A 20,427-nucleotide genomic window follows, 5' to 3' on the forward strand; every position below is an offset into this window, starting at 1 on the left:
ATTTTCAAGACCAGTAATTATGGAAGCAATGGTAATGTTTTCAGAGGAATTTCAGAAGGAAGGGTTACAATCGATAAACAACGCGGAGTACCAACCGGAACTTATTTTTACATTCTTCGTTACGAAGCAGATGGTATCATGATCGAAAAAACCGGATATCTCTATGTTAAAAATTAAGAGAGAAATCATCTTTTTTTCTAAACCCTACAGATTTTTAAATCTGTAGGGTTTGTTTTTTAGATACCCTATTAATTAAACTGAATTAGTAACACATTTTTTAAGTGTTAGAAAATACACTTATGTATCTATAACGACCAGTTATTACACAGTTGCGCCAGTTATTACACAGTCACTTGGTTAACGGTAAACTGAAGTTAACTTTGTATAAAGGTTCAATAAAGAAGAAAAAAAATCTATTCACGGTTAGTAATCTAAAATATAGTATAAAGGTTTGCTACTTAAAATACCGTATAGAAGAAGATACAACTCTGTTTGCTTTACTATAGTAAAATACCTGAATTTATAGACTTGAATAAATAAACGTTCCTAATATGTCAAAACAAATTAAAGTTAACAGTTTAATATAAATTTAGTTTTTATAACATGTTTCAATTTTCAGGATTTATAGCTATGGCTTTTGCGCTATTTGTTGGCTCGATTTGTTTTAGATTATTAGAACGTATGAAACATGCTCCGGTATTATCTGGTAGAGATATTCAATCTATGGTTTTGTGAAGAGAGTTGTGGATAAATGTATGTTAGAGTTAATTGTCAGAAAGATAAAATGTAAAGACATTGATTATGGAAAAGAAAAAAGGTTTGGTGTTCGACAGTCAAAGTTATTTTGGCCGTTTTTTAAAGTATGAGTTTAAGCATGATTTTGTATTCGATTCGTACAAAAGTATCGAACACTTTGAAGACTCGTTAGAAAGTTATAGTCTGGTAGTTTTTATGATATATAATGAAAATGAAATAATCGACATGATGAGGCTTTATAAAAGGGGCGTCCCGCTTATCGTATCTTGTCTGAACAAGGAGTTGAAACTGAAACTGGAGAAAATTACAGACGTCGTTCTTTTTGATTGTGCCAAAGTTAAAGCCGAAATGAGATTGGAATTGGAATATTGTATCAATTTAATTGCACAAGTATAGTAGTTTAAATTGTTATACTTTTTTATTGGAATGGTTTACAATTCAGATTGGAGTATGTTCAACCGCCTAGATTTATTTTTTATGAAAAAGATTATATGTCATTATGATTCTGGTCTAAATTGGGCCGGACCGTTGGCCAAACAACTTAGAGGCAAAGTAGAAGGAAATTTTATTAAAGCTTCCCCCCAAATACATACAGGAAGCCGTTATTTTTTAGATTGTGGAGAAGGCATATCTGCATTGTATCTTGATATTGAATACAAAGCGGATGTTATTATGGTTCAAAAAAGTAAAAAGAACGACTTTATTGGAATTTATTATGATTTGACTGATGTAGGTGAAATTAAATTTTCCTCGAAAAATAACTCGAAAGCAATTGGAAGATGGGGATTTGATTTATCTGTTATTGATGGAACATTAGAATTGGAAAGTTTAGTTAAGAAAGGAAGTCGAACATTTGCTTTGTGCTTGTTTGTTCGAAAAGATTTATTCTATTCCTTTAATAAAAAAGATAAAAAGCTTCACAATCTCTTTCAGTCTGAAAATGGTATTCTGGCAAAATTTGGTAGAATGAGCCCTGAAAGTTTTTCCCATCTTACAGATTTGCGACGAAAAAAAGTTGGAAGCAGCGCCTTTGATATAGATTTGGCTGCTACAGCTTATTTGTTAATTTCGGATCTTTTAGATACCGTTTTGGTAGACAAAACTAAGAATTCGGGAATTACTGAAAACGATATATTGAAAATAATAGACACGGAAAAAGTACTGGCTCAGAGCTTAAAAGGCGCTTTTCCAGGAATAGAGATACTTTGTGATCAGGTGAATATGTCGCCTTCTAAGTTCAAACATGTTTTTAAAAAAGTACTAAAAACGAGTCCGCAATCTTATCATATGAACACTAAGCTTTACCGGGCAAAAGAACTTTTGGAACAGCAACAGTTGTCTGTAACTCAAATTTCGCAGCAATTTGGTTTTTGCAATGCGGCATATTTTGGATCAGCTTTTAAAAAAAGATATAATATGTCACCAAAAACATTCACACAACAACTGACATGAAAGAAATTGAATATTATTATGGATTATCGCCCTCCTGGTATATAGAGCTGGCGGAAAAAATGGGAGGCACGTTAAAAGAAGATAAAATCCTGATTTTACCGGATAGTATCGGAAACGGATTTTCGTTTTTTACGGAAGTCATTCCGGGAATGTCTGTTATTTTATTAGATTTTGTATTAACGACGCCGGTTAGAGTAAAGCACTTAGGAAATCAGGACGATTTGTACATTATAAACTTTGATCTTAGCGAAGAAGTCAACACGATTCAGATTCGCGATATCGCTTATAAAGTTGGAAGCAAGGCTAATTTAGGGCTTTTTGTCTGGAAAAATACTATTGAAAACACGTACGAACATGCGGCCGGAAAAAGAATATTTGCAATACGTTTGATAGTAGATCAAAAATTATTGGATCCTTTATTTGCAAAAAAAACAGACGAAAATGAACCTTCAAAACACAACGATAGATTTGATAGGAAAGAGCTCTATTTTCAAGATCCCATTGATAGTAACAGTAGAATACTAATCGATTCAATAATGTATAGAACAGCTTCGAATCAGTATTTTAATTTCTACCTGAAAGGGCTAGCTTTAAAACTGTTGGGGAATTTTATTCACCGTTATTCGGATGTTGTTCCGGTATCACAAGGAATCAAAAAAATAGATTTGGAAGCGTTGGAGGCTTCTAAAAAATATTTAATCAAAAATTTAAAAAATAAGTTTCCCGGAATCTTAAAGCTGACAGAAATAGCGAGTATGTCGGCAAGTAAGTACAAGAAACTTTTTAAAGAGATAGAAGGAGTTACACCAAATGATTTTTTTAAGAGAGAGAAAATTGTCCTTGCTCATAAATTACTTTGCAGCGGATCTTACAACTCTGTTATTCAGTTAGGATACGATCTTAATTTTACCAGAGTTGACCACTTTTCAAAAGAGTATTTTAAATTTTTGGGAAGAAGTCCGTCCGAAGATTTAGTTGTAAAAAACAGTTGAGTATTTTTTAATAATTAAGGACGCTTCTTTAAAGCTGAGGCTTTGGCAGATCCTTTTACTATAAGCCATAGGATATTCATTAGAAGAAAAAGATTTTAAGTTTTCTTTCGAGTAATGATTTCATTAAAATTATAATTATTGATTTTAGGTTTAAATTCAAACCTGAGTGAATAAAGTTCTAAGTTCATCATGATAAAAATTATTGCTATACTGATTTTAAGTTTAGTTTCCTTTCAGAAGAAAAGTGCAGCCTTTCCTGGGGTTAATTATCGCTCTGTTAAACCTATCGAAGTCAAAACTTCCGAACTTTTAGGTGATACTACTAAACGTAAATATCTGGATAAATGCATTCGGGTTAATGCTCCCGTTAAAATAATATCCTCGACTTTGATGAACAATGAATATTCGAGTTTTAAAGACATTCGTCTGACTTTTAAAAACGTAACAAAGAAAGACATTCAGGCAATTAAATTTCAGTGGTATACAGAAAATGCTTTGGGAGAGCCTTCAAACTTAAAGTCGTCATTTTATCTCCGCGGTGAAAGCTGTGGACTTTATACAGATCTTTTAAAAACAAAGAGAATATCAACAGTAGTTTTCGAAGAGTTTTCAAGTGATGCGAAACGTATTATTGCGGCACAAGCCTACGAAGTGGTTTTTTCAGACGGGACAAAATGGAAACCTAGAAATCAAAAGTACCTAGATGTTCATTTGATTAAGCATTATAGAAAATGGTAATTACAATAAATAGATAGAGCATGAAAAGTATAAAATTATTAAAGTTAGAGCAATATAATGATTCTAGTAAATATAAATTGGTTGAGGATGGAATATACATTGATTTAAATGATTCTGATGAAACTAAGTATAGAATTGCAATCTCTTATGAACTGGAAGAAGATGAAGATAATCAGTACCCGCTTGAAGACTTATTAGATAAATTCTCGTTATATGTTTCCAAAGATTTTCCTGACTCTAAAAATTATGGGAAGCACATCATAAAAGTAGAATTAGGTGGCAGACTTGAAGAAGTTCAGAAAATAAAAAACATCTTAGGAAAACGGGCCTATAATTACAAGTTTATAATAGAAGGAGATATAGTTTATAATAATCTAGTAATCGAAGAAGAAATAAAAAATGAAGATGAACAATACATTTTTGAATTAATTTCTCAAAACATAAAAAGAGGGTTTCTGTCTAAAGAAGAATTAAAAGAAATAATCGATGATTTAGTTTTAGAAGAAGAATTAGAAGAACAGATTTCATCTGATTGGATATACAGTGTGATTGAAAGTGAATTCGAGAAACTAATTTATGAAAGTAAATTTTGGAGTCATCCTACTGCTAATGAAAAACTGGAAAGAGTTTTTGACAAATTACGTACTGATTATAAATTTATTGCCTTACATGATGCAGGATATACAGTTGAAGAAGGCGAAGAGGCGGTACTCGAGGAAGAAATCAATTTAATAAAAAATAAAGGGTATTGTTCTGAAGGTTATTGTTTTTATCAAGAGCAGGATTCGCAAAGAGCAATAGAGTCTGGTATTTTACCTATTGCTTTTCAAAAACTAAACAATGAAGATGAGGAGATAACGCTACAGATTGGCTGTTTGGTTTACGCCAAACTTAAAGAAGAAGGATTTAAGGTAAACTGGAATGGGAATGCTTTGTCAAGAATAGAGATTATTAATTTTAATTGGCAAAAAGTATATGAGAAACCTCGTGCTATAGAGGAGAAACCTCGCATAATAGTTGTTCCAGAATACAAGAAATTTAAAGAGATAAAATATTTACTTCCTGCGAGCAGTTCGGCATTAGGTTATAAGGGAGACGGAGGTATTGATGATATGATTTGTCTTTATATTTCTGGCGATTGGGAAATCGAAAATTTAGATTTAGATGATATAAATGACGAATTTGGAAATCGGGTGTATCTAATCTTAATTATAGGTAATCTGACTGTAAAAAATATATACTGTAAGAATAGTGATATGGGTACATTTTTAACGGTTTTAAATTCGCTGGTTGCTGATAATATGGTTGTTAGTGGTCAGGAAATTTATATTGGCGGGAGATTAACAGTTAAAGATTTATTTTGGGGATATTATCCAGGTAACATAGTAGTTAACTTATTTCTTACTGCAAACGTTTTTATAGTTAGTAATTATACATACATTTTTTTAGATAAGGATGAATCCGGTCAACAACTATCAGTTGTAAATTACTTATTTTCAGATCAGGATGAAGAGTATGAATTTCAAAGATCAAAAGTATCTGCTTTTTTCAGAGAAGACTGCATAATGGGGTCGCCTAATATTGTTGATGATTTGAATGGTTGGAATGATTGGTTAAATGCGGATCAAATGATTGAAAATCTAAAAAAAGGAAAACCAATTTTACGCGAAAATTTCCAATTGCAAGAGCCGCCAGTAGTAGAAATCCCTTTTGTTTTTGAAAGTAAAGCATTTAACAATGCAAATTTGTTGCGGTTGAGGGAATCTCCATTGTTTTTGGATAATTATACGCCTCATGCAACGGAACGTTTCCAAATAATAGAATATTGGAAAGATGATGATTTCAAAAGAGTGTTGGTGAATAAAGAGGAGATGTTTTCTGAGATAGTATATTTTCAGCAGGATGATCGAGCTCTGATGATGCAGTATGTAAAAGTAAAACAAAATATACTTGAAAAGCTACGAGGGAATACATCCCAATATCAAATCAGTATTTCCTGCAGGACTATTAAAGATGGTACAGACGATAATTGGGAGGTATATAATTCTCTTTTAGAACAACATAAAAAATACCTTTCTTTAACACAAGATTTTTGGGAAGACCTGCTTACAGAATGGTCCGAAATGGAATATTATTACTTGCAATTTCAAAAGACAGTTACTGTAGAAAAAATAGAATACATTCTCTCCTTGCCAGTTGTTAAGGCAAAATTCAGTGATTACTATAATGTAAGAAATGAATCGATTTGGTTTAAGTTTAATTGGAAGTTCAGACAGATCGATACTGAACAAGGCCAGTGTCAACGCATTACAATTATCCGTGATTTCTCAACATTATATGGAGATAAGTATGAATTCTATCATTTTGATTTGAAGAAACTGGAGAATGGTAATGTGGTTCCGGTACTTTATACGCAAGATGAAAATGGAGATGAGTTCGATAACTACGAAGTAACGGTTTCTGACAGTGGTAAATTTAAAAATGCTGCGAAATATTTTAAAACATTAGAAAACAGAATGGAAGATATTAATCGGGAATATCTGAAAGGGCTCCAAAGAAGACAAGAGTACATTGATCAAATACCTAAGACCACTCCTTTTAAGACTATAAATTACAATGGCTTTGATTTTAAGTTAATTAGCCTGCACGAAGCCCACGAATTATTAAAAGACCTAAAAGATCTTGAAGGCAAAGAATATCTTTATGATGTATTTGATTTTTACAGTTTTCCTGTTGATGTTACTAAAGGTGGTTACTTCTTATTGGCGGAAGAAGATGTGGTTTTGTCTAAGTTGGAATTAGAAGGGGAGGTTTTTGAACTACAGGAAACTACTTCTGAAATACACGATCTCTATATTTTAGGGATTATATTTCTAAAAAATGTCATGGTAGAATCCCATATTTATACCCCTTGGGATGATTTTTCCCCTGCTTTAATTGTAATGGGTGATTTGAAATGCAGAAATATTCATTTGTCAGGGAACACGAATTATATTGAGGGATCTCTTTATTGTGAATTTTTGTTTGCAGAAAATCCAGGCAATTTATACGTAAAAGATAAGTTTAAAGGCGATTGTATCGTTGCGGATGCAATGCAGTGTTATTTTGGAGAAATTGTGACGATAGCGATTGTAAGCATGTATTGCATATATAGTTACAACAAGATAATGGATTCAGAGGGAAATATTCAGAAACAAATGAATTTTTATCCCGACACGCATTTTCTAGAAGATGTTTTGAAAGCAGAAATAATATATAACGACGGAACAGGATCTAGGTGGATGATTAACAGTAAAGTTCTGGATGATTGGATTACTAAAGGAAAATCACCTATTGACCGAAATAAAGATTTTCAATATCAAATATTAACTGATACCAGTATTTCTCCCAGATTTAATGCTATTTTTAATCAAGAACTACTCCTCAGCGAAAATTATAGAATTACTGATGACGAAACGAATCATACCTATGCATTTACCTCTTTTGAATGGAATGGTAAACCTTACAGAGAGATAAGTTGTAGTGAAGAGGATGTATTTGGTTATAGAGCTAGGATTTTGCATAGTATAGAAGAAAATGTCTACACAGCTCATCTGGATTATCTAGACATCGTTACAAAAGAACCGAAGCTGAGATTCTCGAGTACACTGGACGATACATTTACCTCTACAAAAGCAGCAAAACATGGCTTCTGTTTGGCAGAAATGGCTTTAAAGTCAGAGATTAAAATAGCTGAAATAAATAGTAACACTGAGAAAATAGCAGATTGTAATAAAGAACAAGATTTTCTAATGGAGACATTGATTCTCAAGACTCTTCCAATTGAATATAAAAATTTCATAGATGAAGATGATTTGTCAGATTTTGCACCATTTAAATTTGAGACGCAAGATGGAAAAATAGAATCTTTGGTAATGAAGTTTTTTACGCTTCAAGGAGATGATGATGTATTGTTGCTTAACAAAATTAAAGAGTTTACAACATCTCAAGTACTTCCCGAAAGTTTAATTCCTATAGCAGTCGATCCAATAAAGAATCTTATTCTAATTGCAGTTACGGGCAATAATATTGGAAAGGTCTATTATTGGGCAATGGATGAAGAAGACCATGAGGAGACATTTACACCTAAACATTTGCATTTAATATCGGAAACGTTTGGTGATTTTATAGGATTAAGAAAAACTTTTGAGAAATTAGATCCTGTGCAAGATCTTAATAAATATAGTTTTAAACCTGTAGAAGGAGAAAAGATAGAGTTTACAGATTTTAATTTTAAACTTGCGATCATTCAGGAGCTGATGTATGAAAAGGAATTGATTTTTCCGAAGTTTGATCTTTGTGAGTTTGTAGACCGTTACAGAGGAAGAGAAATAGACCTTGAAGAAGAAGGATATGATTTTATACCAGAAGTTACAAGCTATTTTGAAAAATTAGAAATCGATAAAAAGTTTGCAGCAGAAATTGTCGAAATATATCAGGATGGTAGTAACGGTGTTTATATGAATATGTTGTGGTTTTGGGATGGCGAGGATGATGAATTCAATATAAAATCATTTAAAGATGTAGAACAATTTCCAAATCTTAGAAAGATGACTTTGTTTTATGATACTCCTTTTAAGGAACGACAATATTTAAAGAGTAGAGGAATAGAGATTGAAGATGTTTAGATCAAATTAGAAATAAAGGAATAAAAAAGCACCCGAATTTGGGTGCTTTTTTTATAGAATATAGGTTTTGTTTCATAAACTATTTCTAATATTGATCGAGAGATTTATGTAAAAGCATAATCCTCTTAATCTGTAGCAAAAGGTTAGATATTGACTTAATTTTTATATGGCTCGTTCCTACGGAACTTTCTGTGTCCTGTTTTTTTCAACGGATTAAAATCCGTTGCTACAAAGTGGATCGTTCCTTTGGAACTATCCAGAATAAATAGTTGTTAACTTTAAAAAAAAATCAAAAATGGATGAAGTACAAAGAATAAAAAAACAGCTTGCAAAAACAGCTACTGAATTTATAAGTGGCGGATTTAGACCAACAAATTCAGCTTCTGAAAGTTGGATTGGAAGAGTTTATTTATATAAAGAAGCGGAAGGGATTCCTCTGGACGATAACAACGAATTGATGTGGCCACTGTTTCAATTATGTTTGGAGGGTTTGCCTTTTGTTCCCGAGATTTTAAAAAGTACAAAAACGATTTCTGTCTTTATTTCTAAGAATATTCCAATGGATTTGACTCCTAATGGAAATAATTGGACATTACGTGAATATGGCATTGACGATACACTTATTATTAAAGATTTAAAAAATCCTGTTTCACATCTAAAAGCTTTCCCATTATCAAATAAATTAATTGAGGAAGATTATCCTGTTTGGGAAGATTGTTCCTCCATACCAGAGGATGTTACGGACAAGATACTTGAACTTGAAGAATCAAAAACTATTGATAATTATTACGACATAGTTGAAAATAATTATAGTCATAAAATTGGAGGTTATCCTAGTTATTGCCAATCAGGAATCGATTTTGGGAACGATTTTGAGTTTGTTATACAGATTTCTTCTGATGAAAAAGTTAATTTAAATATTGTTGATAACGGCAATATTTATCTGGCAAAAAATAGCAAGACTGGACAATGGGTCTATTATTGTGATTTTTATTAGATAATTTAAGTGTGACACGATCCAAAAACTTTAATCGTTAGGTTCCGAAGAAAAGATTGATTTTACAGTAACGGATTTTAATGTGTTGGAAATAAAGAAACATGTTAAAAAAGTTTCGTAGAAACGATCCATTTTGTAGCAACGAATTTTAATCCGTTGGAACCAAAAACAATATGTGGAAAAAGTTCTATAGGAACGACTCATTTAAATTTTGAACCCTCGTGGAGTCACACATCTTGTTTTATGTAAAGATTATAATATTTTGCAACAGCTTTACGGCTCCGCATCTTAGCGAGAGATTCTAATCTCCACAAACAAAAGAAGCTGCGGCCTTTGCGTAGCCCCTTGTGCTCCTTGCGGTTTAAAAAAAATCAAACCGGAAGATTCTTCTCAAATGCCGATCCGAAAGAAAAAAACGAATCTGTACTTCCAACACCTTCAATCTGGTGAATTTGTTCGTATAAAATTTTACGAAGTTCTTCGTTATTGATAGCGACAATTTTTATGAACAAAGCATACTTTCCGGAAACCCAATGGCACTCTACAACCTCTGGAATTTCTTTTAATTTTTCGGCAATTGAATAGGAAAAACGCGCCTCTTTGGTTACAATTCCGGTGTACGTAGTAGTCTCAAAACCAATTTCTTTTGGATTTAACTTTACCGAAAAACCGGTAATCACTCCCGATTCCTGTAACTTCTTAACCCTTAAATGAACTAATGAATTGGAGATGTTTAATTCTTTGGCTAAATCCGAAAAAGAGATTCTTCCATTTTTGCTTAGCATTTGTATGATTTCGCGATCTAAATAGTCAGTATTTTCATTCTTCTTGATGTTTGCCATGGTTAGTGCTAGTTTAGAGATTTCTATTATTTTGACAATTCTTAAGTTAAAACGGGTTTTATAAATGTCAAAATTACAAAAAAAACAGTGTGAAGTGTCGAATTTTAAATAAACGTATATCTATGGTGTTATAATAACACTATTATATATAATTTTGTGTCATAATCACACTATTTTAACAAAACAGAAATGGATAAAAATCAATTACTTATGAAATTATGGGAGCAGTATGCCAATATTACCCCATCTGCAAGAAAAATACATGAATTACTAGAAGAAAGAGGTGAAGTGATAAAAAATGACCATATCGCTATTCGTACTTTCAATGATAAGCGTGTAAATATTGAGGTTCTGGAAAAGCCTTTTTTGAATGTTGGTTATGAAGCAAGAGGAGAATATAATTTTGAAAGTAAAAAATTGTTTGCCAGACATTACGAACACCTTACAGATAAAGATGCTCCAAGAATTTTTATTTCGGAGTTGGAGTTGGAAAAATGTTCTCCTGAATTGCAGGAGACTGTACAGGGTATTCTGAACAGTTGTGACGCAGATTTATTTAATAATCCTGAGTTGGTTTTGAGTGGTTCTGTGTGGAATGGAAATTCACAGGCAGTGTATAAATCATTATTGGACGAGTCAGAGTATGCGGCATGGATGTATGTATATGGATTCAGAGTCAATCACTTTACCATTAATACCAATGCTTTAAAAGAGTTTAAAACTTTAGAAGAACTTAATCACTTTTTGGAAGAGAGTGGATGGAAATTAAATGCATCGGGTGGAAAAATCAAAGGTACTCCGGAGCAATTACTGGAACAATCCAGTACACTTGCTGATTTGTATCTAGTCGATTTTGAAGAAGGTGCCTTAGAAATACCATCTTGTTATTATGAGTTTGCACTTCGTTACCCAATGGCAAACGGAGAATTGTATCAGGGATTTGTAGCCTCATCTGCCGATAAGATATTTGAGAGTACCGATGTAAAGTTGCAGGAAATTAAATAATTACAAGAAATAAATTAATTGAGTATAAGGAAAAAAATCTGATTTAACACATAGAAACATAGATTGTATGTGAAAAAAAAGAATGTAAAAAAAGAAATACATTTCTTTCACATAGCCGGTAATGTGTATTTAAAATAAGTGAAACGTCTTTTTATAAGTACAAAACCTATGTCTCTATGTGTTTAAAAGAAATTCCCCCAATTAAGTACAATCATTTTACAACCAGCTTTTAAGATAAAAAATAGTTGAAGAGACGAAGGTCATTTTTTGCCTTTCGAACTTCTTTTTAAAGAGATTAAAAGTTGAATAATCAATATTAAAAAAGTCGTAATGGCAGTAACAGAATTACAATTCGGAATAAAACAAGCTTTAAGCCAATTGGGCATAAAGGATATTAATGAGGGAACTTCAACCGGATTGAACCATTTTTCAAACGGCGAAATCCTTGAAAGTTATTCTCCGGTTGATGGGCAATTGATTGCAAAAGTTAAAACATCAACGGCTGCAGATTACGAGAAAGTAATGGAGTCGGCAACGGCTGCTTTTAAACAGTTCAGATTGATGCCGGCACCGCAACGTGGAGAAATCGTACGCCAGTTTGGTGAGAAGCTGCGTGAGCGCAAAGAAGCATTAGGAAAATTGGTTTCGTACGAAATGGGGAAATCCTTGCAGGAAGGTTATGGAGAAGTGCAGGAAATGATTGATATCTGCGATTTTGCAGTAGGGCTTTCACGTCAGTTACACGGATTAACGATGCACTCAGAACGTCCGGGACATCGTATGTACGAGCAATACCATTCTTTGGGAGTGGTAGGAATTATTTCGGCATTCAACTTTCCGGTGGCTGTTTGGGCATGGAATACAGCATTGGCGTGGATTTGTGGTGATGTTTGCGTTTGGAAACCTTCAGAAAAAACACCTATCTGTGCGATTGCCTGTCAAAACATTATAAGTGAAGTCATCAGAGAAAACAATTTACCGGAAGGTATTTCGGGGTTAATCAATGGTGATTATAAAATAGGAGAACTACTGACCAAGGATACTCGTATTCCTTTAATTTCGGCTACCGGTTCTACCCGTATGGGAAAAATTGTGGCGCAGGTAGTTGCAGGACGTTTGGGAAGATCATTACTGGAATTAGGCGGAAACAATGCGATCATTGTAACACCTGATGCCGATATTAAGATGACGGTTATTGGTGCTGTTTTTGGTGCCGTTGGAACGGCGGGGCAAAGATGCACGTCAACCCGTCGTTTAATCATCCACGAAAGTATTTACGATAAAGTAAAAGATGCGATAGTGGCTGCCTACAAGCAACTTCGCATTGGAAATCCGCTGGATGAGAACAATCATGTTGGTCCTTTAATTGATACTCAGGCGGTCGAAATGTACCAACAAGCTTTGGAGCAAGTGGTAGCTGAAGGTGGAAAAATTCTGGTAGAAGGCGGTGTACTTTCAGGCTCCGGATATGAAAGCGGATGTTACGTAAAACCTGCTATAGCCGAGGCCGAGAACTCATTTGAAATTGTACAGCACGAAACTTTTGCCCCAGTCTTGTACTTACTAAAATATTCCGGAACTGTCGAAAATGCAATCGCAATTCAAAACGGTGTAGGACAAGGTTTGTCTTCTGCAATTATGACTAATAATTTAAGAGAAGCCGAATTGTTTTTATCTGTTACAGGTTCTGACTGTGGAATTGCAAATGTCAATATTGGTACATCCGGTGCCGAAATTGGTGGAGCATTTGGCGGAGAAAAAGAAACAGGCGGAGGGAGAGAATCCGGCTCCGATGCCTGGAAAGTGTATATGCGCAGACAAACCAATACCATTAATTACACGACTAGTTTGCCATTGGCACAAGGAATTAAATTTGACTTATAAGCCGAATTAGAACTAAAGCTTATATAAAAATCAAAACAAAGAGAATACCTGCATTGAATAAGACAGTTTTACAAAAGACTGTCTTATAAGGTGCCCGCTTACAAATAAAAAACAAACAAAAAACGAAATTTTAATTAACCAAAACCATTACCAAAATGAAAAAACTACTCATTAGGAAATTAAATTTTATTCCTTTACTGTTATGCTTGTGGTTGCCAAACATCAACTTTGCGCAAGTAAATCAGGCGCAAAAAACCATTTCCGGAAAAGTCATTGATGATAAGAATAATACGTTGCCGGGCGTGAGTATTTCTATTAAAGACTCTAAATATAATGCCGCAACTGATATTGACGGAAATTATACTTTAGTATATTCATCAAGTCTTGTTAATCCGGTGATTGTTTTTTCATACATGGGATTTATTGAGAAAAGTGAAGCGGTAAACAACCGTTCGGAACTTTCAATTATCATGCAGGAAGAAACCAATAAACTGAATGAAGTAGTGGTTATTGGTTATGGTTCTCAGAAAAAAAGTAACGTTACCGGGGCAATTTCTACTGTTAAAAAAGAAAGCCTCGAAACAAGAGCTACAACAAGTCCGGCTGAAGCACTTCAAGGCTTGGTTGCAGGGGTAAACGTGCAAAAAAGCGGTGGTGTGGCAGGGGCTTCTGTGAGCGTAAAAATCCGTGGGGTAAATACCTTTGGAGCTACAGAACCACTTTATATTATTGATGGATTTCAAGGGTCTATTAATACTATAAATCCAACCAATATTGAATCTATGGAGGTACTGAAAGATGGTGCTGCAGCGGCAATTTACGGATCTGTTGCTGCGAATGGTGTTATTATTGTAACGACTAAAAACGGACAAAAAGAAGGTGTAAAAGTAGATTTTAGCTCTTTTTTAAGCATCACAAATCCATCCAAAACATTAGATTTATTAGATGCTGACGGATACCGCACCGTTCACAAAAGAATGTATGATGAATACAATAAATATGCAACTTCGCCAAAAGCGCTTCCTGCTTATATAAACGCTCCATCTGATATCAATACAGATTGGCAGGATGAAGTTTTTCGTTCCGGATTTACACAAAACTACGGTTTAGGAATTCAGGGAAGACAAGGAGATTTTAAATTTGCTTTGTATGGTAACTTCGTAAAACAGAAAGGAATTGTAATTGACAATCAATTTGGTTCGCAAACGGCCAGTGCAAGAGTAAGTTTTAAAAAATCTATTTTTGACATAGACGGGAAAATGGCCTATATCGGAACACAAAATGCATTGCCTAATTTTCAATTGAAAGAGGTATACACCATGTCTCCTTTAGTTCCTGTTTATGATGATAAAGAAGAATATGGTTATGGATTAACGAACAAAAATGGTCTGCCAGCCGGAACAAACCCTGTTGCCGAAGAACATTTTAAGAAAAGCAATGATGTAGGACAGGATATTACAGCTAATATTGCGGCAACAGCTAATATTGCACCTTGGTTAAAATATAAATTAGCGTATTCTTACCGTGTGAAGAACAACCAGCAAACTGCACATTTTCCACCGTACATTGCCAATCCAAAAGAGGTACATCTTTATCCGTTGCAAAGTGAGTTAAGAACAACCTGGAACGAGCAAATATTAGACAACATTATAACAATTGATAAAACTTTTGGTAAACATGTTTTTGGTTTAATGATTGGTAACACTTTTAATAGCCAGGCATCTAACTGGAATGAGGTAAGTGTAGAAGGAAAAACAACAGATTATACAGTGGATAACGGACAATTGGTTTCTATAGACCGTCCATCAGGATTTCTTGATCCGGGATTTGAAACTATTGGTGCCGGAAAAGGAGGAACGTATGCTGCAGACGGATCAAAGTTTCAGTACAATCGTGTTTCTTTCTTTAGCAGGTTAAATTATTCTTACAATGATCGTTATTTGTTACAAATGACCGTTAGAAGAGACGGTTCTTCTAAGTTTGGAGCCGACAGCCGTTGGGGAACTTTCCCATCTATTGCATTAGGATGGAAAATTGAACAGGAAGATTTTTTCCCGAAAGATATTTTTATCTCTACTTTAAAATTACGTGCCAGCTGGGGACAATTGGGTAACGAGGCAGCTTTAGGATATTACTCTGCAAATACATTGATTAATACAGGTAATAGCTTAGGTTCAGGTTATGTTCAGGGAATTGGAAGCAACCCTTGGCCAGGAAGCATTGCAAAAGCTTTGGAAAACAGAAACCTGCAATGGGAAACTACAGATTCTAAAAATATTGGTATCGATTATACCCTTTTAAAAGGAAAAATTAGCGGTTCGATGAACTACTACCACAATGTGACCGATAATTTATTAATCACAAAAAGACTGGCTCCATCTGCCGGAGTGGATGACCCGATTCTTAACGTAGGTAAAATTAGTAACAGCGGATTTGAATTTGAAGTAAATTACCGCGATCAGGTTAATGAATTAAAATACAATGCAGGTTTGAATTTTACAACGCTTAAAAACAAAGTGGTAGCACTTGCTAATGAAGGACAGACCATTTATGGAGAAGGATTAAAATTCGGAGACGAGCATTTTCCAACTCAGGCACGCGTAGGAAACCCTATTAGTGGATTCTATCTGTACAAAACAGATGGTATTTTTCAAACTACTCAAGAGGTAGCGGCTCATAATAAAAATGGTGTTTTATTACAGCCAAATGCTCAGCCGGGAGATATTCGCTTTAAAGATTTAAACGATGATGGTGTTATTGATGATAAAGATAAAGCCTATGCCGGAACCGGTTTACCAAAAGTTGAAGTAAATCTTACTTTAGGTGCAAGTTATAAAGGCTTTGATTTCTCAGCTTTGATTGGAAGCGGTTGGGGGAATAAATTGTACAACGGAAACCGTTATTTTTATGAGTCTATGAACTCCGGAACCAACATGCTGGCTTCGACTTTAAATTCATGGACACCTGATAACCACAGTGATATTCCAAGAGCTGTATTGCAGGACCCTAACGGAAACAGCCGTGAGTCAGATCGTTTTCTGGAAAGTGGAAATTTTATAAGAATGCGTCAATTGCAATTAGGATATACTGTCCCAAGCAGCATGTTGGGCAAAGCAAAAATGGACAAACTTAGATTTTATGTGAGTGTAGAGAATTTATTTACTATCACTAATTATTCTGGTATTGATCCTGAGTTTTCACGTGCATCTGTGCTTAATACTGGTATTGATCGTTTTGTGTATCCATTTACAAGATCGTTTGTATCGGGTATTCAGTATATATTTTAATTCTATTTTATAAAAGACACCATCATGAAAAAGATATTTTTATTATTATCCACTATAGGTCTGTTGACTATTACAAGTTGTAGTGATTATCTGGAGCAACAATCTCCAGACCAACTTACCTCAGATAATTTCTGGAGAAATAAGACTGATGCAGAATCAGCTTTGGCAGCAACGTACGGACAGCTTGAATGCGCCACTAACCGATGGTCTTTCGCCGAGATAAAATGGCCGGTAGAAGCATATCGTGAAGATATAAACGAACTGGGGAGTGATGCTTTAAATTACCAAAATTGGGTAGAACTTTCGACTTTTACTTATACCAATGGAAACAGCCAGTTTACCAGCTATTGGGGAATTAATTACAGAGGAATCAGTAATGCCAATCAGGTTATTGATAAATTACCACAGGTTCCGGCTTCTAAATTAACAGATGGGGATCGCAAACAAATTGAAGCTGAAGCTCGTTTTTTACGTGCCTATTACCACATGAAATTGCTTTTAAACTGGGACAAAATTTATGTTAGAGATAAATATGTAACCAAAGAAAGTGATCTGAATATTCCTCTTTCTACACGTGCAGAAGCTTGGGATTTTATCACAAAAGAATTTAAAGCGGTTGCAGATGTGTTGCCTGCAAAACAATCTACAGATAAAACAGGTCGCGCAACAAGTGGTGCAGCGAATAGTTACCTTGGTTTTGCATATTTAACCAGAGCTTACGAAGAAACAGCTCAAAAACAAAGTTTCTTAACCGAAGCACTTACTGCATTGAATAAAGTACAGGGGTATGAGTTAGTTAAAGACTATGTTTCCATGTTTGATGGAACGACAAAAAATAGTAAAGAGTCTATTTTTGAATTGCAATTTTCAGAAACTAGTGCCAATGGAGCTTTTTATCGTAATGCTCTTCACTATTGGATGGCAGCCGGAGAACTAGGAGGATGGGATGAAATTCTTCCAAGTGCGATGCTGATAAATGAATTCAAAAAAGAAGGAAAAATTGCTACTACAGGAAATTATGATACCCGTTTGTACAGCACAATTTTCTTTAAAGACCCTTATTTCAATGATGCGAATAATCCAATGGTATTAGGCGCTACTTATGATGAAAGATTTGAAGGTAAAGACAAACCAGTCTATCGCAGGTACATACCAAATACTCAGGAAAAAATGGATCAGGAGTTTACAGCGATCAACATTCCTTTAATGAGATATGCAAATGTATTGTTGATGCAAGCTGAGGTATTGAATGAGTTGGGACGCACGGGAGAAGCTATTCCATACATCAACAAAGTTCGTGAAAGAGCTGATATGCCAGCGATGACGGGAACTACTACAGCAGCTGTTAAAGCTCAGATCGAACATGAAAGAATTATAGAGTTTCCGTTAGAAAACTATCGTTTTTATGACTTACGTCGTTGGGGAAAAACTAAAGCAGCACTTGATGCAGTGGGGCGTACCGGTTTTGATACCGCAAAAAATAGCTTTTACCCAATTCCATTAACAGAAACACAAGCAAATTAACGATTTAACAAAAAGAAATCAATTCCTAAAAGTTGATTTTCAATAAAGATTTTAATCCTGCAAGGTCTTTTTCAGACCTTGTAGGTTTAATTTTTATATCCAGAAACCTCACATATTAAAAAGATTGAAAGATTGAAAGATTGAAAGATAAAAAAGATTAAAAAAAATCCACTAAATCTAACGCATAGCACTTAAGTTAAAGAAAGATTTATTACATTATCTAACTAAAAAACACACCAAAAAAAACAAAATAACATGAACAAAAAGGAAATACTTTTTATTCTTGCGTCCTTTTTTATAGTACAATCCGGTTGGACACAAAAGAGCTATCCAAACTTAGAATCGGGCAAAAACAGTCTGAACTATAAAGGAAACCCAATCAATGCCACAGACCGAAAATCACTGGCATTCTCAGACAAAGGGGCATGGTTCGCATTTGGATTTTTAGAGCCCTCAGCAGTTCAGGGGGGATTCTCGGGACCATTTTTAATGACAGAACAAAACGGTGTTTGGTTAAGTCCTTCGTTTGTTTCGTTGCAGCTTCAGGATGAAAACAAAAAAGAGGTTATCCAGTGGAAAAATGCTTTGGTTAGTCAAAACAGCTACAACAGCCATCTGGAGCAAGAGTTTAAAAATGATAAACTAACGGTAAAACAGCAGTTGGTTTATTTATCGGGACATTCAGCTTTACAAAAAACAAGCATTACCAATACATCAGGAAAAGCGATAACACTTTTTCCTTCGTACAGTTCGACACTTTTTTTAAATGATTTACAATTGTCTAAAGAAGGCAAAATGTTAAAAATTGTTTCTACAAAAAGTACTGCAACAGGTTATATTCAGTTTTTGAATAGTACTCCCGAAATTGAGATCACCAAAGAGGGGTACAATACCCAAACAGAGAAACTGGTATTAAAACCAAATGAAACCAAAGAAATAGTCGTTTCACAAACCTTTATTTTTCCGCAATACTCCTGGAAAAGTGAGAACGAAAACATTGCCAAAACAGTATTTACTACACTGCTGAACAACACACAAAAAGAAAAAGAAAATCAATTAACGCAATTAATTACCAGAAAGAAAAATATTTACAAAGACGTCGTTTACTCAGATCTGGTAGCTAAACTGGCATTGACTTTACAAAACAATACGCGAATTGCGGCCGAAGGTTTAAAACACGGAGGTCTCTTTCCTAGTTACAATTACGAGTGGTTTCATGGTTTTTGGGCGTGGGACAGCTGGAAACATGCGGTTGCAGTAGCCAATTACAATCCAGAACTGGCGAAAGATCAAATGCGCGCTTTGTTTGATTATCAGGAACCGAATGGGTTTATTCCGGATTGTATTTACAGAAACAATTTTCTTGAAGAAAACAACTACCGAAACACCAAAGCACCGCTTGCGGCTTGGGCAATCTGGAAAATTTATGAAAAAACAAAAGATGTTAATTTTATAAAAGAGTTCTATCCGAAGTTAAAGTTATACCACAACTGGTGGTACAAAGACAGAGACCACGATCAGGACGGTTTATGCGAATTTGGCTCTACCGACGGAACTGTGATTGCAGCAAAATGGGAAAGCGGAATGGACAATGCCGTTCGTTTTGATGATAGCAAAATCCTTAAAAATGGAGAGAAAGCATATTCCTTAGATCAGGAAAGTGTTGATTTAAACTCTTTTTTATATGCCGAAAAGAACTATCTGCAGAAGATGGCAGAAGTTTTAAAACTAACAGAAGAAGCAAAGAAATGGAAAGAAGAAAGTACTGCTTTGAAAGTTAAAATTCAAAATCAGTTTTGGGATGCTGCGACGGGTTGGTTTTACGACACGACCATCGACGGTAAAACACTGGTAAAAGCAATGGGTTGTGAAGGATACTTGCCTATTTGGGCAGAAGTCGCTACCGCGGAGCAAGTTCAGTTGGCGAAAAAGAATATGATGGATACCGCCAGCTTGAACACCTTTGTTCCGTTGCCGACACTGGCAGCCAATCATCCGAAGTTTAAACCAAATAATGGGTACTGGAGAGGACCGGTTTGGCTTGATCAAAGTTATTTTGGGATAAACGGACTGGAAAAATACGGATACACAAAGGAAGCAAACGAACTGGCCCACAAACTGATTTATAACGCAGAAGGAGTTTTGGACAAAGGAACTTCTATCAGAGAGAATTATCAGCCAATTACAGGAAAAGGACTAGAAGCTTACAATTTTAGCTGGTCGGCTTCCCATTATTTAATGCTTCTTTTAGAAGATAAATAGTTAAATAAGCTGTTGTGTATA

General features: G+C 34.6%; 13 protein-coding genes. 12 read left to right on the forward strand and 1 reads right to left on the reverse strand.

Features of this window, described 5'->3' with window-relative positions:
* The 7 genes from FLA105534_RS11245 (at position 1) to FLA105534_RS11275 (ending at position 9,602) form a co-directional block, all read left to right on the forward strand.
* Positions 1-177 (forward strand): gliding motility-associated C-terminal domain-containing protein, encoded by a 177-nt coding sequence (locus FLA105534_RS11245; RefSeq protein ID WP_262888447.1) that lies wholly within the window; start codon positions 1-3, stop codon positions 175-177.
* A 624-nt stretch (positions 178-801) separates the two neighbouring features.
* Positions 802-1,152 (forward strand): hypothetical protein, encoded by a 351-nt coding sequence (locus FLA105534_RS11250; RefSeq protein WP_173966214.1) that lies wholly within the window; start codon positions 802-804, stop codon positions 1,150-1,152.
* A gap of 81 nt (positions 1,153-1,233) precedes the next feature.
* A complete protein-coding gene (locus FLA105534_RS11255) occupies positions 1,234-2,208 on the forward strand; it encodes a helix-turn-helix domain-containing protein (RefSeq protein ID WP_173966215.1) in 975 nt (324 codons plus the stop codon).
* Positions 2,205-3,200 carry a helix-turn-helix domain-containing protein gene (locus tag FLA105534_RS11260; protein WP_173966216.1) on the forward strand — a complete coding sequence of 332 codons (996 nt, stop codon included), beginning with the start codon at positions 2,205-2,207 and terminating at the stop codon, positions 3,198-3,200. The genes FLA105534_RS11255 and FLA105534_RS11260 overlap by 4 nt, the downstream gene beginning before the upstream one ends.
* A gap of 189 nt (positions 3,201-3,389) precedes the next feature.
* Positions 3,390-3,938, forward strand: coding sequence for a hypothetical protein (locus tag FLA105534_RS11265; protein WP_173966217.1), 549 nt, complete (start codon positions 3,390-3,392; stop codon positions 3,936-3,938).
* A 20-nt stretch (positions 3,939-3,958) separates the two neighbouring features.
* Positions 3,959-8,605 carry a DUF6892 domain-containing protein gene (locus tag FLA105534_RS11270; protein WP_173966218.1) on the forward strand — a complete coding sequence of 1,549 codons (4,647 nt, stop codon included), beginning with the start codon at positions 3,959-3,961 and terminating at the stop codon, positions 8,603-8,605.
* Positions 8,606-8,900: 295 nt separating this feature from the next.
* Positions 8,901-9,602, forward strand: a complete 702-nt coding sequence (locus FLA105534_RS11275) for a DUF1963 domain-containing protein (RefSeq protein ID WP_173966219.1) — start codon at positions 8,901-8,903, stop codon at positions 9,600-9,602.
* A gap of 371 nt (positions 9,603-9,973) precedes the next feature.
* Here FLA105534_RS11275 and FLA105534_RS11280 read toward each other — a convergent pair whose 3' ends face one another.
* Entirely contained in the window at positions 9,974-10,444 is a 471-nt protein-coding gene (locus tag FLA105534_RS11280) for an Lrp/AsnC family transcriptional regulator (RefSeq protein WP_173966220.1), read from the reverse strand.
* Positions 10,445-10,654: 210 nt separating this feature from the next.
* Here FLA105534_RS11280 and FLA105534_RS11285 point away from each other — a divergent pair, with 210 nt between their 5' ends.
* The 5 genes from FLA105534_RS11285 (at position 10,655) to FLA105534_RS11305 (ending at position 20,406) form a co-directional block, all read left to right on the forward strand.
* On the forward strand, positions 10,655-11,449 hold the full coding sequence (locus FLA105534_RS11285) for a DUF1338 domain-containing protein (RefSeq protein WP_246253219.1): 795 nt from the start codon (positions 10,655-10,657) through the stop codon (positions 11,447-11,449).
* A gap of 330 nt (positions 11,450-11,779) precedes the next feature.
* The gene (gene amaB / locus FLA105534_RS11290; protein WP_173966222.1) at positions 11,780-13,333 is read left to right on the forward strand and encodes an L-piperidine-6-carboxylate dehydrogenase; all 1,554 of its coding nucleotides are present in this window, start codon (positions 11,780-11,782) and stop codon (positions 13,331-13,333) included.
* Positions 13,334-13,488: 155 nt separating this feature from the next.
* On the forward strand, positions 13,489-16,620 hold the full coding sequence (locus FLA105534_RS11295) for a SusC/RagA family TonB-linked outer membrane protein (RefSeq protein ID WP_246253220.1): 3,132 nt from the start codon (positions 13,489-13,491) through the stop codon (positions 16,618-16,620).
* Between the two features lie 24 nt (positions 16,621-16,644).
* Positions 16,645-18,144, forward strand: coding sequence for a RagB/SusD family nutrient uptake outer membrane protein (locus tag FLA105534_RS11300; protein ID WP_173966223.1), 1,500 nt, complete (start codon positions 16,645-16,647; stop codon positions 18,142-18,144).
* A gap of 255 nt (positions 18,145-18,399) precedes the next feature.
* Positions 18,400-20,406 (forward strand): MGH1-like glycoside hydrolase domain-containing protein, encoded by a 2,007-nt coding sequence (locus FLA105534_RS11305; RefSeq protein WP_173966224.1) that lies wholly within the window; start codon positions 18,400-18,402, stop codon positions 20,404-20,406.
* Positions 20,407-20,427: the final 21 nt, after the last annotated feature.

Origin of the sequence: Flavobacterium collinsii (assembly GCF_902804485.1) — a bacterium.
GTDB lineage: Bacteria > Bacteroidota > Bacteroidia > Flavobacteriales > Flavobacteriaceae > Flavobacterium > Flavobacterium collinsii.

Bases quoted from the DNA above. Each gene is read 5' to 3' on its own strand.
- FLA105534_RS11250 (WP_173966214.1), top strand. From the start codon at position 802: ATGGAAAAGAAAAAAGGTTTGGTGTTCGACAGTCAAAGTTATTTTGGC.
- FLA105534_RS11255 (WP_173966215.1), top strand. From the start codon at position 1,234: ATGAAAAAGATTATATGTCATTATGATTCTGGTCTAAATTGGGCCGGA.
- FLA105534_RS11260 (WP_173966216.1), top strand. From the start codon at position 2,205: ATGAAAGAAATTGAATATTATTATGGATTATCGCCCTCCTGGTATATA.
- FLA105534_RS11265 (WP_173966217.1), top strand. From the start codon at position 3,390: ATGATAAAAATTATTGCTATACTGATTTTAAGTTTAGTTTCCTTTCAG.
- FLA105534_RS11270 (WP_173966218.1), top strand. From the start codon at position 3,959: ATGAAAAGTATAAAATTATTAAAGTTAGAGCAATATAATGATTCTAGT.
- FLA105534_RS11275 (WP_173966219.1), top strand. From the start codon at position 8,901: ATGGATGAAGTACAAAGAATAAAAAAACAGCTTGCAAAAACAGCTACT.
- FLA105534_RS11280 (WP_173966220.1), bottom strand. From the start codon at position 10,444: ATGGCAAACATCAAGAAGAATGAAAATACTGACTATTTAGATCGCGAA.
- FLA105534_RS11285 (WP_246253219.1), top strand. From the start codon at position 10,655: ATGAAATTATGGGAGCAGTATGCCAATATTACCCCATCTGCAAGAAAA.
- amaB (WP_173966222.1), top strand. From the start codon at position 11,780: ATGGCAGTAACAGAATTACAATTCGGAATAAAACAAGCTTTAAGCCAA.
- FLA105534_RS11295 (WP_246253220.1), top strand. From the start codon at position 13,489: ATGAAAAAACTACTCATTAGGAAATTAAATTTTATTCCTTTACTGTTA.
- FLA105534_RS11300 (WP_173966223.1), top strand. From the start codon at position 16,645: ATGAAAAAGATATTTTTATTATTATCCACTATAGGTCTGTTGACTATT.
- FLA105534_RS11305 (WP_173966224.1), top strand. From the start codon at position 18,400: ATGAACAAAAAGGAAATACTTTTTATTCTTGCGTCCTTTTTTATAGTA.